The 20,117-nt window shown below is 68.7% G+C and carries 20 protein-coding genes; 10 read left to right on the forward strand and 10 right to left on the reverse strand.

What is annotated here, in order from left to right; genetic code table 11:
* Positions 1-41: 41 nt before the first annotated feature.
* Both ACZ5ZX_RS14250 and ACZ5ZX_RS14255 read right to left on the reverse strand, forming a co-directional pair.
* Positions 42-644 (reverse strand): TetR/AcrR family transcriptional regulator, encoded by a 603-nt coding sequence (locus ACZ5ZX_RS14250; protein WP_465502415.1) that lies wholly within the window; start codon positions 642-644, stop codon positions 42-44.
* A gap of 35 nt (positions 645-679) precedes the next feature.
* Complete coding sequence (locus tag ACZ5ZX_RS14255) at positions 680-2,179, reverse strand: glutamate-cysteine ligase family protein (protein ID WP_465502416.1); 1,500 nt, start codon at positions 2,177-2,179, stop codon at positions 680-682.
* Between the two features lie 217 nt (positions 2,180-2,396).
* Here ACZ5ZX_RS14255 and ACZ5ZX_RS14260 point away from each other — a divergent pair, with 217 nt between their 5' ends.
* Positions 2,397-3,212, forward strand: a complete 816-nt coding sequence (locus ACZ5ZX_RS14260; RefSeq protein ID WP_465502417.1) for a TrmH family RNA methyltransferase — start codon at positions 2,397-2,399, stop codon at positions 3,210-3,212.
* Positions 3,213-3,238: 26 nt separating this feature from the next.
* Positions 3,239-3,865 (forward strand): DUF2537 domain-containing protein, encoded by a 627-nt coding sequence (locus ACZ5ZX_RS14265; RefSeq protein ID WP_465502418.1) that lies wholly within the window; start codon positions 3,239-3,241, stop codon positions 3,863-3,865.
* 304 nt (positions 3,866-4,169) lie between these two features.
* On the opposite strand, the gene ACZ5ZX_RS14270 is transcribed toward ACZ5ZX_RS14265, so the two are convergent.
* On the reverse strand, positions 4,170-5,426 hold the full coding sequence (locus ACZ5ZX_RS14270; RefSeq protein ID WP_465502419.1) for an HNH endonuclease signature motif containing protein: 1,257 nt from the start codon (positions 5,424-5,426) through the stop codon (positions 4,170-4,172).
* Between the two features lie 255 nt (positions 5,427-5,681).
* Complete coding sequence (locus ACZ5ZX_RS14275) at positions 5,682-6,356, reverse strand: hypothetical protein (protein WP_465502420.1); 675 nt, start codon at positions 6,354-6,356, stop codon at positions 5,682-5,684.
* Positions 6,357-6,387: 31 nt separating this feature from the next.
* Between ACZ5ZX_RS14275 and ACZ5ZX_RS14280 the strand changes: the two genes are divergently transcribed.
* Positions 6,388-6,753 (forward strand): MmcQ/YjbR family DNA-binding protein, encoded by a 366-nt coding sequence (locus ACZ5ZX_RS14280; protein WP_465502421.1) that lies wholly within the window; start codon positions 6,388-6,390, stop codon positions 6,751-6,753.
* A 36-nt stretch (positions 6,754-6,789) separates the two neighbouring features.
* Here the strand turns inward: ACZ5ZX_RS14280 and sepH are convergent, their stop codons facing one another.
* The 4 genes from sepH to ACZ5ZX_RS14300 all read right to left on the reverse strand — a co-directional run bounded on the left by sepH (position 6,790) and on the right by ACZ5ZX_RS14300 (position 11,502).
* Positions 6,790-7,635: a septation protein SepH gene (sepH, locus tag ACZ5ZX_RS14285; protein ID WP_465463923.1), complete on the reverse strand. Its 846-nt coding sequence runs from the start codon at positions 7,633-7,635 to the stop codon at positions 6,790-6,792.
* A gap of 189 nt (positions 7,636-7,824) precedes the next feature.
* Positions 7,825-8,985 (reverse strand): ATP-binding protein, encoded by a 1,161-nt coding sequence (locus ACZ5ZX_RS14290; protein WP_465502422.1) that lies wholly within the window; start codon positions 8,983-8,985, stop codon positions 7,825-7,827.
* Entirely contained in the window at positions 8,982-9,641 is a 660-nt protein-coding gene (locus tag ACZ5ZX_RS14295) for a response regulator transcription factor (RefSeq protein WP_465502423.1), read from the reverse strand. Before ACZ5ZX_RS14295 ends, ACZ5ZX_RS14290 begins: the two co-directional genes overlap by 4 nt.
* 46 nt (positions 9,642-9,687) lie before the next feature.
* Positions 9,688-11,502, reverse strand: a complete 1,815-nt coding sequence (locus ACZ5ZX_RS14300) for an alpha-L-fucosidase (protein ID WP_465502424.1) — start codon at positions 11,500-11,502, stop codon at positions 9,688-9,690.
* Between the two features lie 237 nt (positions 11,503-11,739).
* Here ACZ5ZX_RS14300 and ACZ5ZX_RS14305 point away from each other — a divergent pair, with 237 nt between their 5' ends.
* The 5 genes from ACZ5ZX_RS14305 to ACZ5ZX_RS14325 all read left to right on the forward strand — a co-directional run bounded on the left by ACZ5ZX_RS14305 (position 11,740) and on the right by ACZ5ZX_RS14325 (position 16,568).
* Complete coding sequence (locus tag ACZ5ZX_RS14305) at positions 11,740-12,294, forward strand: hypothetical protein (RefSeq protein WP_465502425.1); 555 nt, start codon at positions 11,740-11,742, stop codon at positions 12,292-12,294.
* The gene (locus tag ACZ5ZX_RS14310) at positions 12,291-13,391 is read left to right on the forward strand and encodes a peptidoglycan-binding protein (protein WP_465502426.1); all 1,101 of its coding nucleotides are present in this window, start codon (positions 12,291-12,293) and stop codon (positions 13,389-13,391) included. Before ACZ5ZX_RS14305 ends, ACZ5ZX_RS14310 begins: the two co-directional genes overlap by 4 nt.
* Entirely contained in the window at positions 13,388-14,074 is a 687-nt protein-coding gene (locus ACZ5ZX_RS14315) for an ABC transporter ATP-binding protein (RefSeq protein WP_465502427.1), read from the forward strand. Before ACZ5ZX_RS14310 ends, ACZ5ZX_RS14315 begins: the two co-directional genes overlap by 4 nt.
* On the forward strand, positions 14,071-15,285 hold the full coding sequence (locus ACZ5ZX_RS14320) for an ABC transporter permease (protein ID WP_465502428.1): 1,215 nt from the start codon (positions 14,071-14,073) through the stop codon (positions 15,283-15,285). Before ACZ5ZX_RS14315 ends, ACZ5ZX_RS14320 begins: the two co-directional genes overlap by 4 nt.
* Before the next feature lie 92 nt (positions 15,286-15,377).
* Positions 15,378-16,568 carry a glycosyltransferase 87 family protein gene (locus ACZ5ZX_RS14325; RefSeq protein WP_465502429.1) on the forward strand — a complete coding sequence of 397 codons (1,191 nt, stop codon included), beginning with the start codon at positions 15,378-15,380 and terminating at the stop codon, positions 16,566-16,568.
* Positions 16,569-16,697: 129 nt separating this feature from the next.
* On the opposite strand, the gene serC is transcribed toward ACZ5ZX_RS14325, so the two are convergent.
* A complete protein-coding gene (gene serC / locus ACZ5ZX_RS14330) occupies positions 16,698-17,825 on the reverse strand; it encodes a phosphoserine transaminase (protein WP_044853910.1) in 1,128 nt (375 codons plus the stop codon).
* 115 nt (positions 17,826-17,940) lie between these two features.
* On the opposite strand from serC, the gene ACZ5ZX_RS14335 reads away from it, so the two are divergent.
* On the forward strand, positions 17,941-18,258 hold the full coding sequence (locus ACZ5ZX_RS14335) for a hypothetical protein (protein ID WP_465502430.1): 318 nt from the start codon (positions 17,941-17,943) through the stop codon (positions 18,256-18,258).
* Positions 18,258-18,767 (forward strand): hypothetical protein, encoded by a 510-nt coding sequence (locus tag ACZ5ZX_RS14340; protein ID WP_465496862.1) that lies wholly within the window; start codon positions 18,258-18,260, stop codon positions 18,765-18,767. The genes ACZ5ZX_RS14335 and ACZ5ZX_RS14340 overlap by 1 nt, the downstream gene beginning before the upstream one ends.
* Here the strand turns inward: ACZ5ZX_RS14340 and ACZ5ZX_RS14345 are convergent.
* A complete protein-coding gene (locus ACZ5ZX_RS14345; RefSeq protein ID WP_465502431.1) occupies positions 18,764-20,110 on the reverse strand; it encodes a serine hydrolase domain-containing protein in 1,347 nt (448 codons plus the stop codon). The two genes, ACZ5ZX_RS14340 and ACZ5ZX_RS14345, sit on opposite strands and share 4 nt — an antisense overlap.
* Between the last annotated feature and the right edge of the window lie 7 nt (positions 20,111-20,117).

Raw genomic sequence — 20,117 nt, forward strand, 5'->3', positions numbered from 1 at the left:
TGTCAGAAAGAGCGTAAGGCACAAGTGCGGGTTAGGCTACCCTAATTTTCGGGTTTTTCCCGGTCATCCCGCATTCCGACGGCTCTGAGCACGAACCGGACGGCTCCTTCGATGGCGTCATCCAGCCTTTCGGGTGGTACGTCGACGACGTGACGGCTGCCGAGCGCGGCGGTGATCATCGGGATCAAGAGGTCGGGGTCCTCCTCCGGCACCCCCTCGGCCAGGATCTCGCGCAACTGGCCGGTGATGGGGTCGGCGTGCGCGCTGATCCGCCGGTACGCGGCGGGCGCCAGCGCCGAAGCGAGTGCCGTCCCCGGCGGCAGGTGGTACTCGGCCAGCACCCGCAGCTGCAGCCGGACGAACGTCGAGAGCTTCTCGACCGGGGTGTCGGCGGTCGCGACGGCAGCCTTCAGCCTTTCGACGTACCGTGTCGCCTCGTCCTCGACGAAGGCGACCAGCAGGCTTTCCTTGTCGGGGAAGTGGTTGTACATCGCCGTACGGCCGAGGCCTGCTTCGGCGGCGACACCCGCGAGTGTGATCGCGTCGAAGCCGCGCTCGTAAAGCTGCCCGCGCAGGACGTCGAACACCCTGCTGCGGACCTCGCGCCGGTGTTCCTCCAGCGACCGGCCGATGATCTTGGGCAAGAGCCACCTCCCTGGGTGACCACCTTAGGCGCCGGTCAGGCCTCGAGCGACCAGGTGTGCACCGGCGTCTCGGTCGCCGACAGCTCCAGGTACCGGCCCAGCATCCGGTGCAGCGCGGTCTCCCGCTCGGCGCCGCGCTCCTCAGCGCGCAGGACGTACTCGCGCTGCCAAGCCGCGCCGGTCCGCCTGGTCAGGCATCGCTGCTCGATGACACCCAGATAGCGCTCCCTCGCCTCGTCGGAGACATCCGATCGGCGTAAGCCTTCGTGCGCCAGCGGAAGCAGGACCCGCAGCACCAATTCGTCCGGCGGGATCCAGCCGATACCCGGCCAGTACAGCTGCGCGTCGAATCCTCGGCGCGCCCCGGCGTACATGTTCTCCTCCGCCGCCTGGAACGACATCTGTGTCCACACTGGACGGTCGGCTTCGGCCAGCGCCCGCTGCGCGCCGTAGAAGAAGGCGGCGTTCGCGACCATGTCGATGACCGTCGGGCCGGCGGGGAGCACCCGGTTCTCCACCCGCAGATGCGGCAGGCCGTCGACGACGTCGTAGACCGGCCGGTTCCAGCGCCAGACGGTGCCGTTGTGCATCCGCAGTTCGGTGAGTTTCGGGGCCTGGCCGGAGTCGAGCGCTTCGACCGGGTCCTCGCTGTCGGTTTCGGGCAGCAGGCCGGGGAAGTACCGGACGTTCTCCTCGAACAGGTCGAAGATCGACGTGATCCACCGCTCGCCGAACCACACCCTCGGCCGCACGCCCTGGTTCTTCAGCTCCTCCGGCCGGGTGTCCGTCGCCTGCAGGAACAGCGGGATCCGCGTCTCGTGCCAGAGTGCCTTCCCGAGCAGGAACGGCGAATTCGCGCCGACCGCGATCTGCACGCCCGCCAGCGCCTGCGCCGCGTTCCAATGCGCCGCGAACTCCTCCGGCGCGACCTGCAGATGCAGCTGGACCGAGGTGCAGGCCGCCTCGGGAAGGATCGACTCGGAGTAACTGCGCAACCGCTCCGGCTGCCTGCCCGGCAGCGGCGCCCCCTCCATCGAGAGCACGGTGCGCTCGCCGCGCGCGGCGAAGATCCGGTCGTTGAGCAGCGAATACCTGGCGTTGTTCGTGAGCCACTTCTGGTCGAAGTGCTCGTGCCGCAGGGTCGGGAGGATGCCGACCATCGCCAGCGAGGCGCCGGATTCCTCGGCCTTGCGCGAGGCGGCGCCCAGATACGCGCGGAGGTCGTCCTCCAGCTGCAGCGCGGACTCGCCGGCCAGCGGCCGGGGCGGCACGTTGAGCTCCAGGTTGTGCTGGCCGAGTTCGGTGGTGAAGGAGGGGTCGTTCAGCGCTTCGAGCACCGTCGTGTTCGTCATCGACGGGCGCAGTTCGGCATCGACGAGATTGAGCTCGACCTCGAGCCCGATGTTCTTGCGCGGGAACGAAAAGCTCCCGTCGGTGAGCATACGGGCGAGCGTGTCGAGGCAGCGCTGGACTTTCCGGCGGTACCGTCCGCGATCCTGCGGTTTGAACGGGTCCGCCGAAAGGTCCTTACCCATGTTCGTCGAGCTCCTCTTGGCCAAGATCCGCGGGGTTCCAGGCGGGACTGCCAGGCGGCCCAACGGTTTCACGGCTCGTAGTCGCCCGGCTAGCGGCCAAACTGGTGCTCTCTGTCACTAGGGGTTAACTTACAGCAAAAAGCAGCCGTTCGTACCAGCGAACGCTGGACGATCGGACCAGTTCGGCTCGCGGAGAGTGCGATGACACACTCTCCCGGTGGCAGAACTGATCACCATCGACGACCGGGACGATCCCCGGCTCGACGATTTCCGCGACTTGTCCACAGCCGATCGGCGTCCCGATAGGCCAGGTGGGCGGGGCTTCGTAATCGCCGAAGGCACCGTCGTGGTGGAACGGCTGCTCAAATCCCGCTATCCGGTGCGGGCCTTGCTCGGCGTCGAGCGGCGGTTCCGGGAATTGGGCGCCGGACTCGACGGTGTCGACGCCCCCGGCTACGTGACCTCGGCGGAGACGATGGCCGACGTCGTCGGCTTCCACCTGAACCGCGGGATCCTCGCCGTCGCGGACCGGCCCGTTCCACCGCCGGCCGTCGAGGACGTCATCGACGGCGCACGTGTGCTCGCGGTGCTGGAAGGCGTTGGTGACCACGAGAACCTGGGCTCGCTGTTCCGCAACGCGGCCGCGCTGGGTGTCGACGGCGTCCTGCTCGGTGCCGGCTGCTCGGACCCGCTTTACCGGCGAAGCGTCCGCGTTTCGATGGGGCACGTCCTGCGCGTCCCGTTCGCCACGTTCGGAGCCTGGCCCGATGACCTCGATCTCCTGCGGGAAAACGGTTTCCGTATCGCTGCCCTCACTCCTCGTGCGGATTCCGTTTCGCTGCGCCAGTTACGGGACCAAACGCCGCGGAAGGTCGCGCTGATGCTGGGTGCGGAAGGCCCAGGCCTGACCGACGCGGCCATCGCCGCCGCCGACGTCGCGGTGCGGATCCCGATGCCGGAGGGCGTCGATTCGCTGAATGTCGCCACGGCGGGCGCGATCGCGTTCTACGAGACGCGTCCACCGCTATCGTGAGCACCCGAGCGAGCATAGGAGAACCCATGGAATTGCGGATCCGTGAGGGACGCGCGGTGCTGGCCGGGCCGGGCGGCGACAGCGCGCGAGAGGTCGACCCGCATTCCCTCGCGATTGGTTCAGACCTCGCTCAGGCATTGCACGAGTGGGCACGCGTCGCGTCCGCCGTCAGCACCGTCGCCCGCCCCGGCGATCCCGGCGCCGAAGCCGCCTCCGTGGTCTCCCAGCGAGGACGCCAGCTCGCCCAGCGGCTCGCCGCCGCGATGGGCACCTCGGTCCGCTTCGTCGACCCCGTCTCCGGCGACGGTGTCATCGTCGACCCACCCGCCCCGGCCCCTCGCAGCGAACTCGCGCGGCGGCTTTTCGGCACGCCGGACCCCGGCGGGGAACCGACCCCGTGGCTGACCGGCCTGACCGTTTCCGCGTTCGTCGCGGCCGTGGTCGTAGTGGCGATGCTGGCGCTGGCGAACACCCTCGCGAGGGAGACCAACAGCTGGTTCGCGCTGCTCGCTTCCGCCGTCGTGACCGGCGGGATCACGCCTTCGCTGTGGCTCGCGCGGCGGGTGCCGATCGTGCGGTGGGCTTCTTTCGGTGCCGCCGCGGGGATCGGGATCGCGTGGATCGGCGTGTTGATCGTCGTTTTCCAGGGGTGACGACGGTGCGGGGGCGCTAAGGTGACCAGCCTCGTTAAGGTCTCCATGAAGTCTTGCGAAAGTGGCCTTCGCAACATTGAGCCCCCAGGGCACGCCGCGGTTGACTTATTGAGGGTGTCTGGCCGGGCGGTCAGTGATGTTCTCGCGACATGAGAAGCAGCGGGGGCGGCAACATGGCGTCCATAAAGGACATTTGATTTCGCGTCCGCCCCGAAGGAGGGGCGTGTGGCTCGGTGCCGGTCTGTGGGCATGACGAGGGGCCCGTCGCCGGTGTGGCTGGCGGGCTCCTCGGGTCGTGCGGGGGTTAGGCGGCGTGGTGGAGGGTGTTGCGCCGGGGTCTTCGTAGCGGGTCTAAATATTGGGGCGGTGTGAACTCGGGTAGCCCGTCGGCCGCCATGCGGACTTCCCAGTCGCCGTGGTGGATCAGTCGGTGGTGGAAGCCGCAGAGCAGGGTGAGATTCCGCAGGTCGGTGGGTCCGCCGTCGGCCCAGTGATCGATGTGGTGGGCGTGGCAGTGTTTCGGCTGCCGATGACAGCCCGGAAACGCACAACCCCGGTCGCGGATGTTCAGTGCCCGTCGTTGGCCTGAGGTGACGAACCGTCGCAGCCGCCCCATGTCCAACGGTTCCCCGGAAGCGCTCAACACCACCGGCAACATCAAGCAATCACAGGCGGCCAGTCGTGCCTCGCGGGCGGTCATCTCCCCGACGAAATCCAGACACGCCGTGCCGATCCCGGACTTCAACTCTTCGAGCCCGATGGTGACATGGAGCAGGGTCCGGTAGCCGCTGGTGCCGGGCTGGTCCGGGCACGCGATCGCCAGATCCAAGACCTCCGCGAACGCATCACCCTGGCGCTCCGCCTTCGTGCGGAGGTCGGCTTGGTCGAACTCATCGACCGGGCGTGGTTTGGCGTAGGCGTCGAGTACGGCCGCGGTCCGGGCACCCAGCTCATCATCCAGCAACCCCGAGAGTTTCCAGAACCCGTCCTTGCGGCGCTCCAGGCTGACTTCCCGCGACGGTTGGGCCGGTTCGGGATCCTTCGGCTCCTTGCCGTCGGGGTCGAGCCACCCCAGCAGGTTGGCTTCAGCCTTCGTCAGCTCCCGAGGTCCCGCCTCCCGGGCAAGATCAGCCAGGACCTTCTCCGCATACTCCCGATCCTCTACGGCCGTATCCGCCGGGATCTTCTTCAAGATCTCGAGGATCTGATCGATCCGATGCTCCCCGATCACACCCTCCGCAGCCGCCGCCGCGGTCGCCGGAGCCAACGCCGGAATCTCCGTGCCATCCAACGCACGCGTCGGGTTCAACGCGATCGCCCGCCGCACGACCGCGCCCGCCTCACCCCGGGTCAACCCCGCCACATCAGCAAGCCACGACGCCGTCGAACCATAGCCATACAAGTCTTTCGGACCCCGGGACTCGACCTCCGCCACAAACTGCCCCAGGGCGGCGGAGGCAATCCGGATCACCTGCAGGGTCTGCCGCACACCATGGGCAAGCTCCAGCCTGCCGGCACGCCACAACTCCTGCGGGAGTTCAGGAAGAAAAGTCTCGGACACCCCTCAATAATACCAAACAATGCTCGAACAGGTGTTCGTAATTTTACGTAACAATGAACCGGCCGCATTGACCACTGATGGATGATTTGAGAGATCTACGGGAGTCGCTCTCCGTGTCGTCAGGGGTGCCCGGCCGACCGGCGCTGGCTGCGGGGTCGTGCGACTTCGGTGCCATGATGGCGCGCGAATGCCCGTTCGCCTGTGTCGCAGTCTGTCCGTAAAGCGCATAACCGTGAAATTCGGCGATCTGCGTGATCAGCTCAAAGGACATCTGAATTCGCGCGCGAGCCAGCCTGCTCTGGTGGTGCGCGGGAACAGATTGGTGATGAAGGCCGCCGGGATGGCGCCGACGAAGGCCGCCAAGAACAGCAGGGTGGCCATCGGGCTCTCGAATTCGACGGGAGCGCCGACGACCACGCCCGCGATGGTGAGCAGGACGATGACCACGGCAGGCGCGATGTAGTTCAGCCAGTGGTAGCGGAAGCCCCGGAGGCCGGTGGGTGGCGGCAACGGGAGCCGCGGCGGCACGGGACTCCGGCTGAACAACAGGATTCGATCGGTCGAATCGCCGAAATCGGCCGTGACGCGCAGACCTTCCGTCGCGGCGACTTCGGTGGCGCGACGGGCGGAGAGTTTCGCGTGTTTGAGGCTGATCCAGACGTGGTCCGAGCCGGTGAGCTGGTTCAGCAGCCAACGTTCCCGGTCCGCGTCAGGCAGGTCGGGGCCGTCGAAAACGGGGACCGGCGAGGAGAACCGGAAACTCAGGCAACCCTGGAACATCGTCGGGATCTCCAGGTAACCGCGGCTTCTGGCGATCTCACGGAGGCTGTCGGGGTCGACTTGCCATTCCATCGGCGACACGTGGACGTACGGTGCCCCGACGAACACTTCGGAACGTAACCGGTGAGTGCGGACCAGCCAATCCTGCATCGGAATCCCCCTGGCCGAGGATACTGATTCCATGGCCGGTGATCCGCTCATTTCACTCAGGCGTCTGTGTCTCGCGCTGCCGGAGACCTCCGAACGGCTCAGTCACGGCGAGCCGACGTGGTTCGTTCGCGGCAAGAAGACGTTCGTCATGTACGCCGACCGCCATCACGACGACAAGCTGGCCTTCTGGTGCCCGGCCCCGGCCGGAGCGCAGGAGGAACTGGTGGCCGCCGAGCCGGAGCGGTTCTTCCGGCCGCCGTACGTCGGGCATCGGGGGTGGCTCGGGGTGCGGCTGGACGTCGACGTCGACTGGGCCGAGATCGAACGGATCGTCACCGACGCGTATTGCCTCGTGGCGCCGAAATCCCTGATCGCACAGGTCCCCGGACGCACGTAATGGCCCCTCCACCGGAAGGGGCCATTACGTGCGAAGTCAACCTCGCTGGGATCGGACGCCTAGTAAGACGTCCTCCCAGGATGGAACGATGGGGTGGTTCTTCTTCCCCTTCGCCCGGGGGGCTGGTTCGGCCACTTCCTCCGGCTCGTCAGCCGGAAGTGGTGACTCGACATCTTCCTCGGGTTCCGCGATGGGCGCGTCGATCACTTTCGCGACCGGCTCGTCGGGAACCGAATCCAAGGTGGGCTGGATGACCGCGTCCCTGCCGGGGTCCAGCGCCCGCACCGTGCGCGGGGCGCGGTAGGCGTTGGGGTTCAGCAGGACTTCGGCGTTCTCGTCGAGCGCCTGCACGGTGCCGCCGTGCGCGCCGGGGGAGAAGGACCAGTGCGCGCGGTTGTCCGAGCGGCCGGCCTTCCAGCTCAGCACGACGACCCACTTGCCGTCGTCGCCGCGCCAGGAGTCCCAGGTCGCCTGGCTGTAGTCGTGGCCGCGGAGACCGAACGAGTGCGCCATGACCTCGCCGAGCGTCTGCACGTCGGGGCCGTCTTCGCGGATCGGGTGCGCGCGCTGGGCCAGTTCCGCCGTCCGCGAGCGCTCGAGCAGGACCGGGTACGCGAACCGCTCGACACGCTGCACGGAGACGCCGGCGCTGCTCGCGACCTGCTCCACGGACTCACCGGCCCGGATTCGTGCCTGGATCTCGCGTGGCCGCATTTGGCTCTCCAACTCGATCTCGATCTGGCCGAGGCGGGTGATGTCACCCCTCGCCGCCGCTCGCAGCCTTTCGTCCGCGGGGAGCAGGAAACGCGTGCGGCTCGCCGGGTCCTCGCACACGATGGACTTACCGTCCTCGTGCAGCCCGACCACCCGTAGCGCTCGCATTCTCGCCTCCCCTGCTCTTCACCTTTGTGGGTGTCCACGGTAATCCGGCGCGTCGGCTTGACGTGTGAGGCGCGCCGATGTCATGTGTCCTGCTCACTATTTTGTTCATGGCAGCAAGTGCATTCTGCTGGAGCAAGCCGCGGTCCGCCGTGTGACGCGCTGGACACGCACAGTCACGATCGGGGGAATCTACGGCAGGCGCACCCGGACGACCAGTCCGCCGCCCCGGCCGCCGGGTTCCGCGCCCGCGGTCCCGCCGTGCGCCTGGGCGATGGACCTGACGATCGACAGTCCCAGTCCGGCGTTGCGCGAGTCGCCGGTGCGGTCGCCCGAAAGCCGCCGGAACGGCTCGAACAGCGCGGGTACGGCGTCCAGCGGGACCTGCGGCCCGGTGTTGCGCACCACCAGCGCCGGATCGCCGCCGATGTCGACATGGACCCAGCCGCCCTCGCGGTTGTAGGTGATGGCGTTGTGCACGAGGTTCGTGACCAGCCGCTCCAGCAGCACGGGGTCGCCGGACACGGTCCGCGGCCGCAGCCGCGACTCCACGGTGACACCTGCCTCTTCGGCCATGTTCGAAGCAGAGCGGATCACCGTCGCCGCGACCTCGTCCAGCCGGACGGGGCCGCGCGTGGCCAGGCCGCGATCACTGCGCGCGAGGACGAGCAGGCCCTCGATCATCCGTTCGCTGCGTTCGTTGGTGTAGATCAGGTGCTCGCCGAGTTTCCGGAGCTCCGGGCTGACGTCGGGATCGGCCATCGCCACCTCGACCAGCGTGCGCTGCACCGCGAGCGGGGTGCGCAGTTCGTGGGAGGCGTTGGCGACGAAGCGTTTCTGGCTGTCGAACGACACGGCGAGCCGGTCGAGCATGCCGTCGAAGGTGTCGGCGAGCTCCTTGAGCTCGTCGTCGGGGCCGTCGAGATCGATCCGCCGGTCGAGGTTCTCCGCCTCGAGTTTCCGCGCGGTCGAAGTGATCGCGTGCAGCGGCCGCAGCACGCGGCTCGCCATCAGCCAGCCGAGCAGCACGGCGAGCGCGCCGGCGATCGCGAGCGCCACCAGCGACTGCCACAGCAGGGTGGAAAGGACGTCCGAGCGGTACTCGCTGAGTGAGGTCGCGACCAGTTGAGTGGCTTGTGCGCGCTCGGCGGGCAGGAAGCTCGTCGTGTCCAGGGGGTATGCGCGCTGGACCGAGATGCCCGCCATGCTGTCGGTCGCGAACGCGGCCGAATCCGGCAGCGTCGAACTCACCAGCAGGTAGTTGACGATCAGCAGCGCGAGTCCGACGAGCAGGAAGGCACCACCGTAGAGCGCCGTCAGCTTGGTGCGGATCGACAGCCGGAGCGGTTTCACGAGCCGAGCCGGTAACCGGCGCCGGGCACGGTCTCGATCAGCGGCGGGTCACCGAGTTTGCGCCGCAACGTCATCATCGCCACCCGGACGGCGTTCGTGAACGGATCCGCGTGCTCGTCCCACGCCTTCTCCAGCAGGTCCTCCGCGCTGACCACGGTCCCTTCGGCGCGCATGAGCACCTCCAGTACCGCGAATTCCTTGGGGGACAAGGGAAGGAACCGGCCGTCGCGGGACGCCTGGTGCCGGGGCAGGTCGAGGACGACGCCGCCGCGTTCGAGCACCGGCGGCAGCGCCGGCCGCGCGCGCCGCGACAGCGCCTGCACCCGCGCGACGAGTTCGGCGAACGCGAACGGTTTCGTCAGGTAGTCGTCGGCGCCGAGGCCGAGTCCCGCGACCCGGTCGGTGACGTCGGCGGCGGCCGTCAGCATGAGGACCCGCGCCTCGCCGCCGGTTTTGAGCACCGCGGCGCAGACGTCGTCGCCGTGCACGACCGGGAGGTCCCGGTCGAGCACGACGACGTCGTAACCGTGCACCCCCACCCGGTCCAGGGCCTGCTCGCCGTCGTAGCAGACGTCGACGGCCATCGAGAACCGTCGCAGGCCCTCGGCGATCGTGTCCGCCAGGAGCCGCTCGTCTTCCACTACCAGCACTCTCACCAGGTCAGTCTGCCCCGGGAGGGGGTAAGCACGGGATAAGCGTGGATCAGCCTGCCGGGTGCAACTGCCGGGCCGGGATCACCTGCTGGGTGGTGTTCGGGCTGGACCACAGCAGTTTCATCGACGCCTCGCCGCCACGTTCGGTCTGTTCGAGCCGGATCGCGTACGACCTCCCGGCGACCAGGTCGATGGTCGCTTTGTCGACACTCGGGCCGTGCGGGGTCATGTTGTCGATCAGGAGTTTCCCGTCGACCCAGAGCCGAACGGTGTCGTCTGAGACGGTGGTGAACGTGTACTTCCCCGTGTCCCGGGCGGTCACGTCGCCGGTCCACCGCGACGAGAAGGTCTCGGCCGGGATCTTCGCGTCGGGCGACCCGGTGAACTTCCAGTTGTGGTTCACGCCCGGCTCGATCCGGCGGACCGTCGGCGAGCCGGCGAAGTCCGCGTTCGGCCAGTACTCCGCGGTCAGCCCGGTCCCGCGGCCGACGGGTGCCTGCGGCAGCGGATCGACAGTCAGTTCGATGACGGTCGCGATGTCGTTCGTCCGGCCGCCCGACGGCGTGAGCTTCACGCTTCCGGACGACTGCTCCACCTTCACGCGCTGCCCGCTGCCGAGGACCCGTGCGTCGCGAACCCGGAACGGGGCCAACGCGTCGAGGGTCAGCGAACCGCCGGAAGCGGGCCAGTCGAAGACCGACGCGTACAGCTTGTCGCCGCGACGGCTCACCACGCCCCAGCCCGGTTCGGCGACCAGGCCCGGCGCGCTCGCGCCGTAGACCGCGGAGGACTGCTTGGCCGTCCGCAGCCACTGTCCCATCTGCTTCAACCGGTCGACGGATTCCTGCGGGACGCGGCCGTTGCGATCAGGTCCGACATTGAGCAGGAAATTACCGCTGCGACCGGCGATCGAAAGCAGTTTCCTGGTCAGATCCGCCGGGGATTTCCAGTTGTGGTCCCAATCCGTGTAACCCCAGCTACCGTTGAGGGTCATGCACGATTCCCAGAGCTGAGCGTCGACGGGCTTGTCCGGGATCTCCTGTTCGGGAGTCCCGGTGTCGCCGTCGACCACCCGGCGTTTGCCGACGCGGTTGTTGACCACAATGGACGGATCGAGGCCGCGAACGTAGGCCTCCAACTCCTCGCCGTCCTTTTCGGTCCACGGGTTGTTGGGCCGGTCGGCGCTCCATTCGCCGTCGAACCACAGCACCGCCGGATGGTAGTTGTCGACGAGTTCCTTGAGCTGGGCGTACATCCGCTCCTTGTACTTCGGGAAGGTCGCCGGATCCGGGAAGTCGGGATCGTGCCAGTCCCAGATCGAGTAGTAGAAACCGAGTTTGACGTCCCGTGCGGCCGTGGCGCGTTTCAGTTCGGCGAGGATGTCACGGTTCTTGTCGAACGAAGAATGGTCGCGCAGGTTGAACTTGTTGACCTTGGTCGGCCACATCGCGTAGCCCTCGTGGTGTTTCGAGGTGATCACCACGTACTTCTGGCCCGCGTCCTTGGCGGTCTGCGCGATGGCGTTCGCGTCGAATCCGGCGGGGTTGAACTTCGCGGCGATCTGCTCGTATTCGGCGCGCGGGATCTGGCAGTTCCGCTGGATCCATTCCGCGTCCTGGCACACGGTTCCGTCCGGGCGCTGGTACTTCCCTTGCAACTGGGAGTACGCGCCGAAATGGATGAACTGGCCGAACCGGTCTTCGCGCCACCAGCGCGTCCGGTCGGCGGTGAACGGGTCGTCGTAGGCGTAGTCGGTCCCGGGTCCGGTGGGCGGTGGAGCGGCTTCCGCGGCGGCGGGCGTGACGCCCAGCGCGGTGGTCGCGATGACGAGGGCCACGAGGGCCCGGAGTGGCTGGCGGCGCATCTTGCACTCCTCTTCGCTGAGGTGTGGACCGTCGGGACTCTAAGGAAGACATAGATCGGATGTGAACCCCCGGAAGGCTGCTTAAGCCGCTAGTTCACCCGGAAAGACGGCAAATAGATCCGATCTCTGTACCGCTGAGTGGGACTGTAAGCGCGGCATAAGCGACTTCGCTTACCGCCCCGGAATCGCCCGCTCCGTAGAACTCCACCTCACGAAGACGATCGAGGAGGAGCAGCGATGCGGAAACGACCGATGGCGGCACTGGTCGCCTTGGCGGTCCTGACGCTGGTGGCCGGCTGTGGCGGCGACGGGGACGGCGGCGACAAGGTCGCCTCGATCTCCTCCCCGCCGAGTGCCGCGGGCGGAGACGGGAAGCAGCAGGCCGACAACGTGTCCGACGAGGACAAGATGCGCAACTACGCGAAATGCATGCGCGAGCACGGGGTCGACATGCCGGATCCCAAGACCGATGGTGACGGGCAGGGCTCGATCACCATCGAGGCCGGTGGCGAGGGCAGGCTCGGCGACGACAAGCTGAAGGCCGCGGGCGACGCGTGCCGCAAGCTGCTGCCGAACGGCGGCGAGATCAAGCCGCCGTCGCCGGAAGAGCTCGACAAGATGCGCAAGGAAGCCAAGTGCATGCGCGAGCACGGCATCGACTTCCCGGATCCCGACCCCACGGGCAAGGGAGCGATGGCGCTCGGTACCGCGGATCAGGACATGAAGAAGTTCGAAGAAGCGGCGAAAGCCTGTGGTCTCGGCATGAGCATGAGGGCGGCTCCGGCGAAATGAGCGAACACGAAGGACCCGGCGGCGTACGGCGTTCGCGCCGGGCTCGCTGGTACGTCGTCGCGGCGGTCCTCGTCGTCGTGGTCGGGACGACCTCGGTGGTCGTGATGACCAGGGTGACGTCGGAAGCCGGGCAGGTCGGGCAGGCGCCGCCCCCGGTGGAGACCGCGAAGGTCGAGAAGACCGATCTGCAGGAGGAGGAAGAGGCGAGCGGAACCCTGGGCTACGGCGCGGAAAACTCCCTCGCCGCGCGGAAACAGGGCACCATCACGTCTCTTCCGGCCGCGGGCACGGTGCTCTCCAGGGGCAAGGCGGTGTACGGCGTCGACGCGAAACCGGTGCCGTTGTTCTACGGCACCTTGCCGTTCTTCCGCGATCTCGCGGACGGCGCGACCGACGGCCCGGACGTCAAGCAGCTGGAAGAGAACCTGAAGGCGCTCGGCTTCGGCGGGTTCGGCACGCCCGACAAGAAGTTCACCTCGGCCACCGCCGCCGCGCTCAAGAAATGGCAGAAGTCGCTGGGCGCCGAGCAGACCGGCACCTTCGGCCAGGGCGACGTCGTCCTCGCTCCGGGCGAGATCCGGGTTTCGCAGCTCGCCGCCCAGCTCGGCGGCCCGAGCGGCGGCGAACTCCTGAAATACACGGGAACCGGACGCGTCGTCGAGGTGAAGCTCGACGCCGCCAAACAAGCCATCGCCAAGGAGGGCGACAAGGTCGGGATCGACCTCACCGGCGGGAAGGCCGCGACCGGCACGATCACCGAGGTCGGCAAGGTCGCGGAGAACGGCAAGGACTCCGCCGGACAGGACAACGGCAAGCCGACGATCAAGGTGAAGATCACCCTGGACGATCCGGGCGCGGCCGGCTCGCTCGACTCGACGCCGGTCTCGGTGCGGTTCACCAAGGAAGTCCACAGTGGAGTGCTGGCGGTGCCGGTCGGGGCGCTGCTCGCGCTCGCCGAGGGTGGATACGCCGTCGAGGTGGACGAAGGCGTCAAACGACGGCTCGTCGCGGTGAAGACCGGTCTCTTCTCCGGCGGCCGCGTCGAGGTCACCGGAACCGGCCTCTCCGCCGGGATGCGGGTGGTGACGACTTCATGACCCCGGTGCTGGCCGTGCGCGACGCCTCACGCACCTATCCCGGTGAGGTGCGCGCGCTGCACGAAGTGTCACTGTCCATTGAGGACAGGGAGATGGTCGCCATCGTCGGGCCGTCCGGTTCGGGCAAGTCGACGTTGCTGCAGCTGATGGGCACGCTCGACCGGCCGACCACCGGCGTCATCGAACTGCGCGGGCACGACGTCGCTAAACTGCCCGACCGCAAGCTTTCGGCGTTGCGGTCACGCTGGATCGGGTTCGTGTTCCAGCAGTTCTTCCTCAGTGAGGGGGTGAGCGCGGTCGACAACGTCGCCACGGGACTGCTGTACGCGGGGGTGCCGCGACGGAAACGGCGGGAGCGGGCGCTCGCCGCGCTCGACCGGGTCGGTCTCGCGCACCGGGCAGGCCATTTCCCGAACGAGCTTTCCGGCGGGGAGCGGCAGCGGGTGGCGATCGCGCGGGCGGTCGTCAACTCGCCGTCGATCCTGCTGGCCGACGAACCCACCGGGAACCTCGACACGGGCAACGGCGCGGCGATCCTGAACCTGCTCGCCACATTGAGCTCGCAGGGGACGACCGTCGTGATCATCACGCACGATCGGGAGATCGCGGCGGGCGTCCCACGGCGGATCGAGTTGCGTGACGGCCGGATCCGGCTCGACACCGGGACGGGGGAGACGGTGTGAGCGCACCCGTCCTCGACAAGACGCCGGATCCGGCCCGGCTCGGCCCGCGTGACGTGCTGACCCTCGGCGCGCACGGGATGCGGACGCGGCCGATGCGCGCGGTGCTGTCCGCGCTCGGCATCGGGATCGGGATCGCCGCGATGGTGGCGGTGCTCGCGATCCCGGCTTCGGGCGCGAAGGCGTTGCAAGACCAGCTGGCCGCGCTCGGTACCAACCTGCTTTCGGCCGGGCCGGGCAAGACGATGTTCGGCGGCGACGCGACCCTGCCGGACAGCGCGGTGCCGATGGCGAAACGGATCGCCCCGGTGACGGCGGCGTCCGCGATCGGGACCACCGGCGGGACAGTGCGGCGTACGGACAAGATCGCCAAGGACGAGACATCCGGTCTCGGCGTCTACGCGGCGACGCCCGATCTGCTCGACGTCGTCGGCGGATCGGTCCGGGCGGGGCAGTTCCTCCGAGACGCCACCCGCGACTATCCGGTCGTCGTCCTCGGTTCGGTCGCGGCCGCGCGGCTCGGGATCGACCACCTCGACCCGGCCAAGCCGCCGCAGGTGTTCATCGGCGGGCACTGGTTCACCGTCGGCGGGATCCTCGGGCCGATGCCGCTCGCGCCGGAGATCGAGCGGTCGGCGCTGGTCGGCTGGGACGTCGCGAAGCGGCTCCTCGGCTTCGAGGGGCATCCGAGCACCGTGTACGTCCGGGCGAAGGACTCGCAGGTCGAAAACGTCCGTTCGGTGCTCGCGCAGACGATGAACCCGGAGGCGCCCAACGAGGTCGAGGTACGCCGTCCGTCCGAGGCGCTGGAGGCGCAGAAGCTGACGGAGAACACCTACAGCGCCCTGTTCCTCGGGCTCGGCGGGGTGGCGCTGCTCGTCGGCGGTGTCGGGGTGGCCAACACGATGGTGATCTCGGTGCTGGAACGGCGCCGGGAGATCGGCCTGCGTCGCGCGCTCGGGGCGACGAAACGGCAGGTCAGAGGTCAGTTCCTGGCCGAGTCGGTGCTGTTGTCCGGCTTCGGCGGGATCGCCGGGGTGCTGGTCGGGGTGCTGGTGACGTCCGCGTACGCGCTGAGCCAAGGCTGGCCGGCCGTGCTCCCGGTCGGCGCCCTGCTCGGCGGGGTCGGGGTCTCGGCGCTGGTCGGTGCCGTCGCCGGGGCGTATCCGGCGATGCGCGCGGCCCGCCTCCCGCCCACCCAGGCCCTCGCCTAGAACGCGTTTCGTCCTCTGGATGCGGTGGTTCGTGCTGCCGACTACCGCATCCAGAGGACGAACTGCGAGGTGGCGGTGGGTAATCTCGCCAGGTGCTGGTGGGATTGTCGGGGCGGAGACTCGCGGGGGCGCTGATCGCGCTCGAAGTGATCGTGGTCGCCGTGCTGTTCACGCTGAAGGTGTTCGACGGCCAGGACCTCGAGGTCTACGTCGGCGGCGCCCGGCTGCTCCTCGACTCGGGCGACCCGTACGGCACCTGGGTGCAGACGCACGGGGGCTGGCTGCCCTTCACCTACACGCCGTTCGCGGCGGCGGTGTTCCTGCCCGGCACCCTGCTGTCCGCCGCGCTGGCGACGAGGCTGGTCGGGCTCGCGTCGATCATCGCGGGCGGGGCCGTCGTGTACCTCTTCGTCGCGACGCTCAACGGCTCGCTCACCGACCGCGCCGACGTCCGCGGCCGCGCCATCGCCGTACTGGCGGCGATCGGGGCGCAGGCGGCCGGCGGGTTCATGGAGCCTGTCCGCTCGACGCTCGGCTTCGGCCAGATCAACACCCTGCTGATGTTGATGGTGGTGCTCGACGCTCTGCTGCCGGGACGCGCGCGTAGCAAGGGCCTGCTCATCGGCGTCGCAGCCGCGATCAAGCTGACCCCGGCCGTGTTCATCCTGTTCTTCTTGTTCCGCAAGGACTTCCGCTCGGCCGCGCGGGTCGTCGCCGGATTTCTCGGCGCGGGGCTGCTGATGTGGCTGATCGCGCCGGGAGCGTCGGCGAAGTTCTGGACGAACATCCTCTTCGACACCAGCCGCATCGGCGATCGCGGTTACGTCGGGAACCAGTCGCTGCGGGGCATGCTGGCGCGGTTCGGGCTCGGGTCGGCGGAGGACGTCGTCTGGGTGCTGGCCGCGCTGGTGGTGGTCGCGCTGACCGCGTTCGTGATCGTGCGGGTCGCGGAACCGGTGTACGCGCTGACCGCCTGCGCGATCGGCGGGCTGCTGGTCTCGCCGGTTTCCTGGACGCACCACTGGGTCTGGTGTGTGCCTCTGCTGGCGCTGCTGGTGTGGATGCGGTCGGTGGGGTCCTACGTGCTCGCGGCCGTGACGGTGGCGCTGTTCGTCGTCGCGCCGATGTGGCTCGCGCCGCGGCCCGCCGGGAGCTTCGGCTGGTGGCTGGCGACGGAATCCTTTGTGCTGTACGGACTTTTGCTGCTGGTGCTGGCCGCGGTGCGCCCCAAGTCCGTGAAGGCCTCCTTCCCTACCGTCAGGGGCCCGGCGAAGTCGGGATAAGGGCGATTCCGGCCGCCGATCCCGGCATCAGCTGACCCGTCAGTCCCCTGCCCGTAAGCGCGTGAAGGCCCCCTTCCCTCGGCTCAGCCGAGGGAAGGGGGCCTTCACGCGCGAAAAGACAGCTAAAGCTCAGCCCAGGCGCTCGACGACGTACTCGATGCTCTGGGTCAGCTTCGTGATGTCCTCGGGGTCGATGGCCGGGAACAGGCCGACGCGCAGCTGGTTGCGGCCCAGCTTCCGGTACGGCTCGGTGTCGACGATCCCGTTGGCGCGCAGCACCTTCGCCACCGCGGCGGCGTCGACCTCGTCGGCGAAGTCGATGGTGCCGACGACCTGCGAGCGCAGCGACGGGTCGCTCACGAACGGCGTCGTGTAGCTGGTCTTCTCGGCCCATTCGTACAGCCGGGTCGAGGAGTCGCGGGTGCGCGAGGTGGTCCATTCGAGACCGCCGTTCGAGTTCATCCACTCGATCTGGTCGGCCAGCAGGAACAGCGTCGACACCGCGGGGGTGTTGTACGTCTGGTCCTTGCGCGAGTTGTCGAGCGCGGTGGTCAGCGACAGGAACTCGGGGATCCAGCGGTCGCTCGCGCCGATCTCGCCGATGCGCTCGACCGCGGCGGGCGAGGCCAACGCGATCCAGAGGCCACCGTCGGAGGCGAAGGACTTCTGGGGCGCGAAGTAGTAGACGTCGAAGTCCTCGGCCTTGACCGGCAGGCCGCCCGCGCCCGAGGTGGCGTCGATCGCGACGAGCGCGCCTTCGCTGCCTTCAGGGCGGCGGACCGGCACCGCGACACCCGTGGAGGTCTCGTTGTGGGCCCAGCCGACCAGGTCGGCACCGGCCTCGTAGGCGATCTCGGGCGCGCTGCCCGGGTCGGCCTTGACGACGATCGGGTCGGCGAGGAACGGGGCGCCCTTGGTCACCGTGGCGAACTTCGAGGAGAACTCGCCGTAGGTGAAGTGCTGCGCACGCTCCCGCACGAGCCCGAACGCGGCGGCGTCCCAGAATGCGGTCGTCCCGCCGTTGCCGAGGACCACTTCGTAGCCTTCGGGCAGGGAGAACAATTCGGACAGACCCGCACGCACGCGGCCGACGAGGGACTTCACCGGCTTCTGACGGTGCGAGGTGCCGAGGTAGGTGGCACCGGATTTCGCCAGGTTGGCGAGCTGCTCGTCACGGACCTTGGACGGTCCGCAGCCGAAGCGGCCATCGGCCGGCTTGAGGTCCGCGGGGAGGGTCAACTCAGGTGCGTCGGTCATGGGCCCAGTCTCTCAGGTCGGGACGGGCCTGCTGACAGTTGGTGCCGTCTGTCCGGCATATGGGATCGAGGATCTCGCTGTCGCCCTTGCCGACCGACGGGTAGCTTCTCGCCTCATGGCGACAGTGCACGAACGATTCCCCCGGCCCCCCGAGGCGTTGTGGCAGGCCCTCCCGAACGGGGTCACGGCGGTCAAAGGGAAGAACCCCTACTACGACGCGGCCGCGGGCTACGTCACCTTCTCCACCAGCATGGGCCTCTTCAGCTACGGGCAGACCGTCACGGTGAAGGTCGAGCGGACGTCCGAGGGCTCCGGGCTGGCGATCCAGACGAGCTTGAAGTTCGGTTTCATCGACTTCGGTGAGGGCAAGCGCATCGCCCGCAAGTTCATCGCGGCCGTCGGCGCCTCCGTCGGGCACACTCCGGCTGTCTGATGCCTGATCCCTGGGGCCCGCGGTGGGGCTTCCTGCTCTTGTACCTCCTCCTGTTCGTCATCCACTGGGCCTTCCGCGACTGGGACGACACGGCCACCATCGGCGCGATCGTCGGTTTCGTGGCGATGCTGGTACTCGTGTTCGTCCCCGGTCTGCCGCGCTGGATCCACGGCGACCTGCCGGGGGAGGTCTCCGCGCCCAGGTTCGGCCAGTGGTGGACGGCGCTGCGGCTCACGATCCGTCGTCGCAAAGGCGTCACGGACGTCGTGCTCGGTCCTTGGGCACGGGTCACCGCGACGTCCGCGCCGGAGACGGATCCCGTGCGCGGCTGGGCCGTCCTCGACGGGCACCCGGCGAAGTTCGTCATCGAGGACTGCCCTGACGAACTCGCCGAGTCGCTGCGCGGAAGCCGCCGGATGTGGGTCGTCGGCGACGCCCACTACGGCGATGTCCTGGTGTGCGCGGCGGGCGGCCGTGAGTTCACGACCGCCGCGTTCCGGTTCCGCTAGCGCCAGCCGTCGGGGTCGACGCCGCCCGGGATCGGCGCGGCCGGGTCGAACGGCGTGCGCGAGAAGATGAACGTCACGAGGTCGAGGTGGTTCGGCTTGCCGTCCGAGCCCCGCCCGACCTTCAGCGTTTCGCCGGCGTAGTACCCGTCGAGGCCGATCCAGACGTCGTCACCGAGCGGTGTGAACCGCGACGCGCGGCCGGGGCCGTCGGTCGGCGCGAGCGAGAACAGGCCGTCCGGGAGCAGCCGCAGGTGGTACGGCGTCGGTCCCCAGTGCCACAGCCCGGTCAGCTCCAGCAGCTTCGGGTCCACAGTGGACGGTTGCCATTCCGTGGGCATCGCCGGTTCGTGCTCTTCGGTCAACGTCATCAGGTCGAGGCACAGCTGCGTGATGCCGACACCGGCCGTCGAGTTCGTCAGCACCAGCGCGCCGATACCGGCGTCGGCGTCGACCAGCGAGCAGGCGAGGAAGCCCGGCATCGACCCGGTGTGCCCGGCGAGCCGCCTGCCCTGCGTGCGGACCAGCATGACGCCGAGGCCGAATCCGGTCGTCCAGGTGTCGCCGTCGTCCACGGTGACCATTTCGCGCATCTCCGCGACGGTCTCCTCGCTCAGCACGCCGCCGGTGTGGCCGCCGAGGAACGCCGTCCAGCGGCCGAGGTCGGTGACCGTCGACCACAGCTGGCCCGCGGGGGCCATCGCGCCCGCGTCCGGCGACGGTTCCGGCAGGAGGAGGTCGGCGAAGGGGTGCACGGCGAATCCGCTCGCGTGCGCGCCTTCCGGATGCGGCGAGGTCCGGTTCATGCCGAGCGGGCCGAGGATCTCGGCGCGGACGACGTCGAGCCACGACCGCCCGCGGAGCCGGCCGACCAGCTCGCCGAGGACGCCGTAGCCGACGTTGCTGTAGTGGAACCGGCTGCCGGGACGGTGCCGCGTCGCGCCGTCTTCGAGGCTCGCGACGAGCGCGTCCCAGTCGGCGCCCACCGTGCGCTCCCACCAGGAACCGGGCGATTCCGCGGTCAGGCCCGAGGTGTGCGAGAGCAGCTGCGCGATGGTCGCCGAGCCGAACGCGGTACCGGGGAGGTGCCGTTCGAGCGGGTCGTTGAGGTCGAGCGCGCCTTCGTCGCGCAGGCGCATGACGGCCGTCGCGACGAGCGTTTTGGTGATCGACCCGAGCCGGTACTGCGTGTCGTTGCCCGGTGTCTCGCCGTCGACGCGGCCACGCGCCCCTGACCAGGCGATTTCCCCGTCGCGGACGACGGCGGCGACGAGGGACGGGGCACGGCACGAGGATTGCTCGTGCGCCAGGCGGCGAAGCAGCGCCAGTTCGGTCGTGGCAAGCATGGGCTGC

Source organism: Amycolatopsis sp. NPDC033938, from assembly GCF_055575975.1.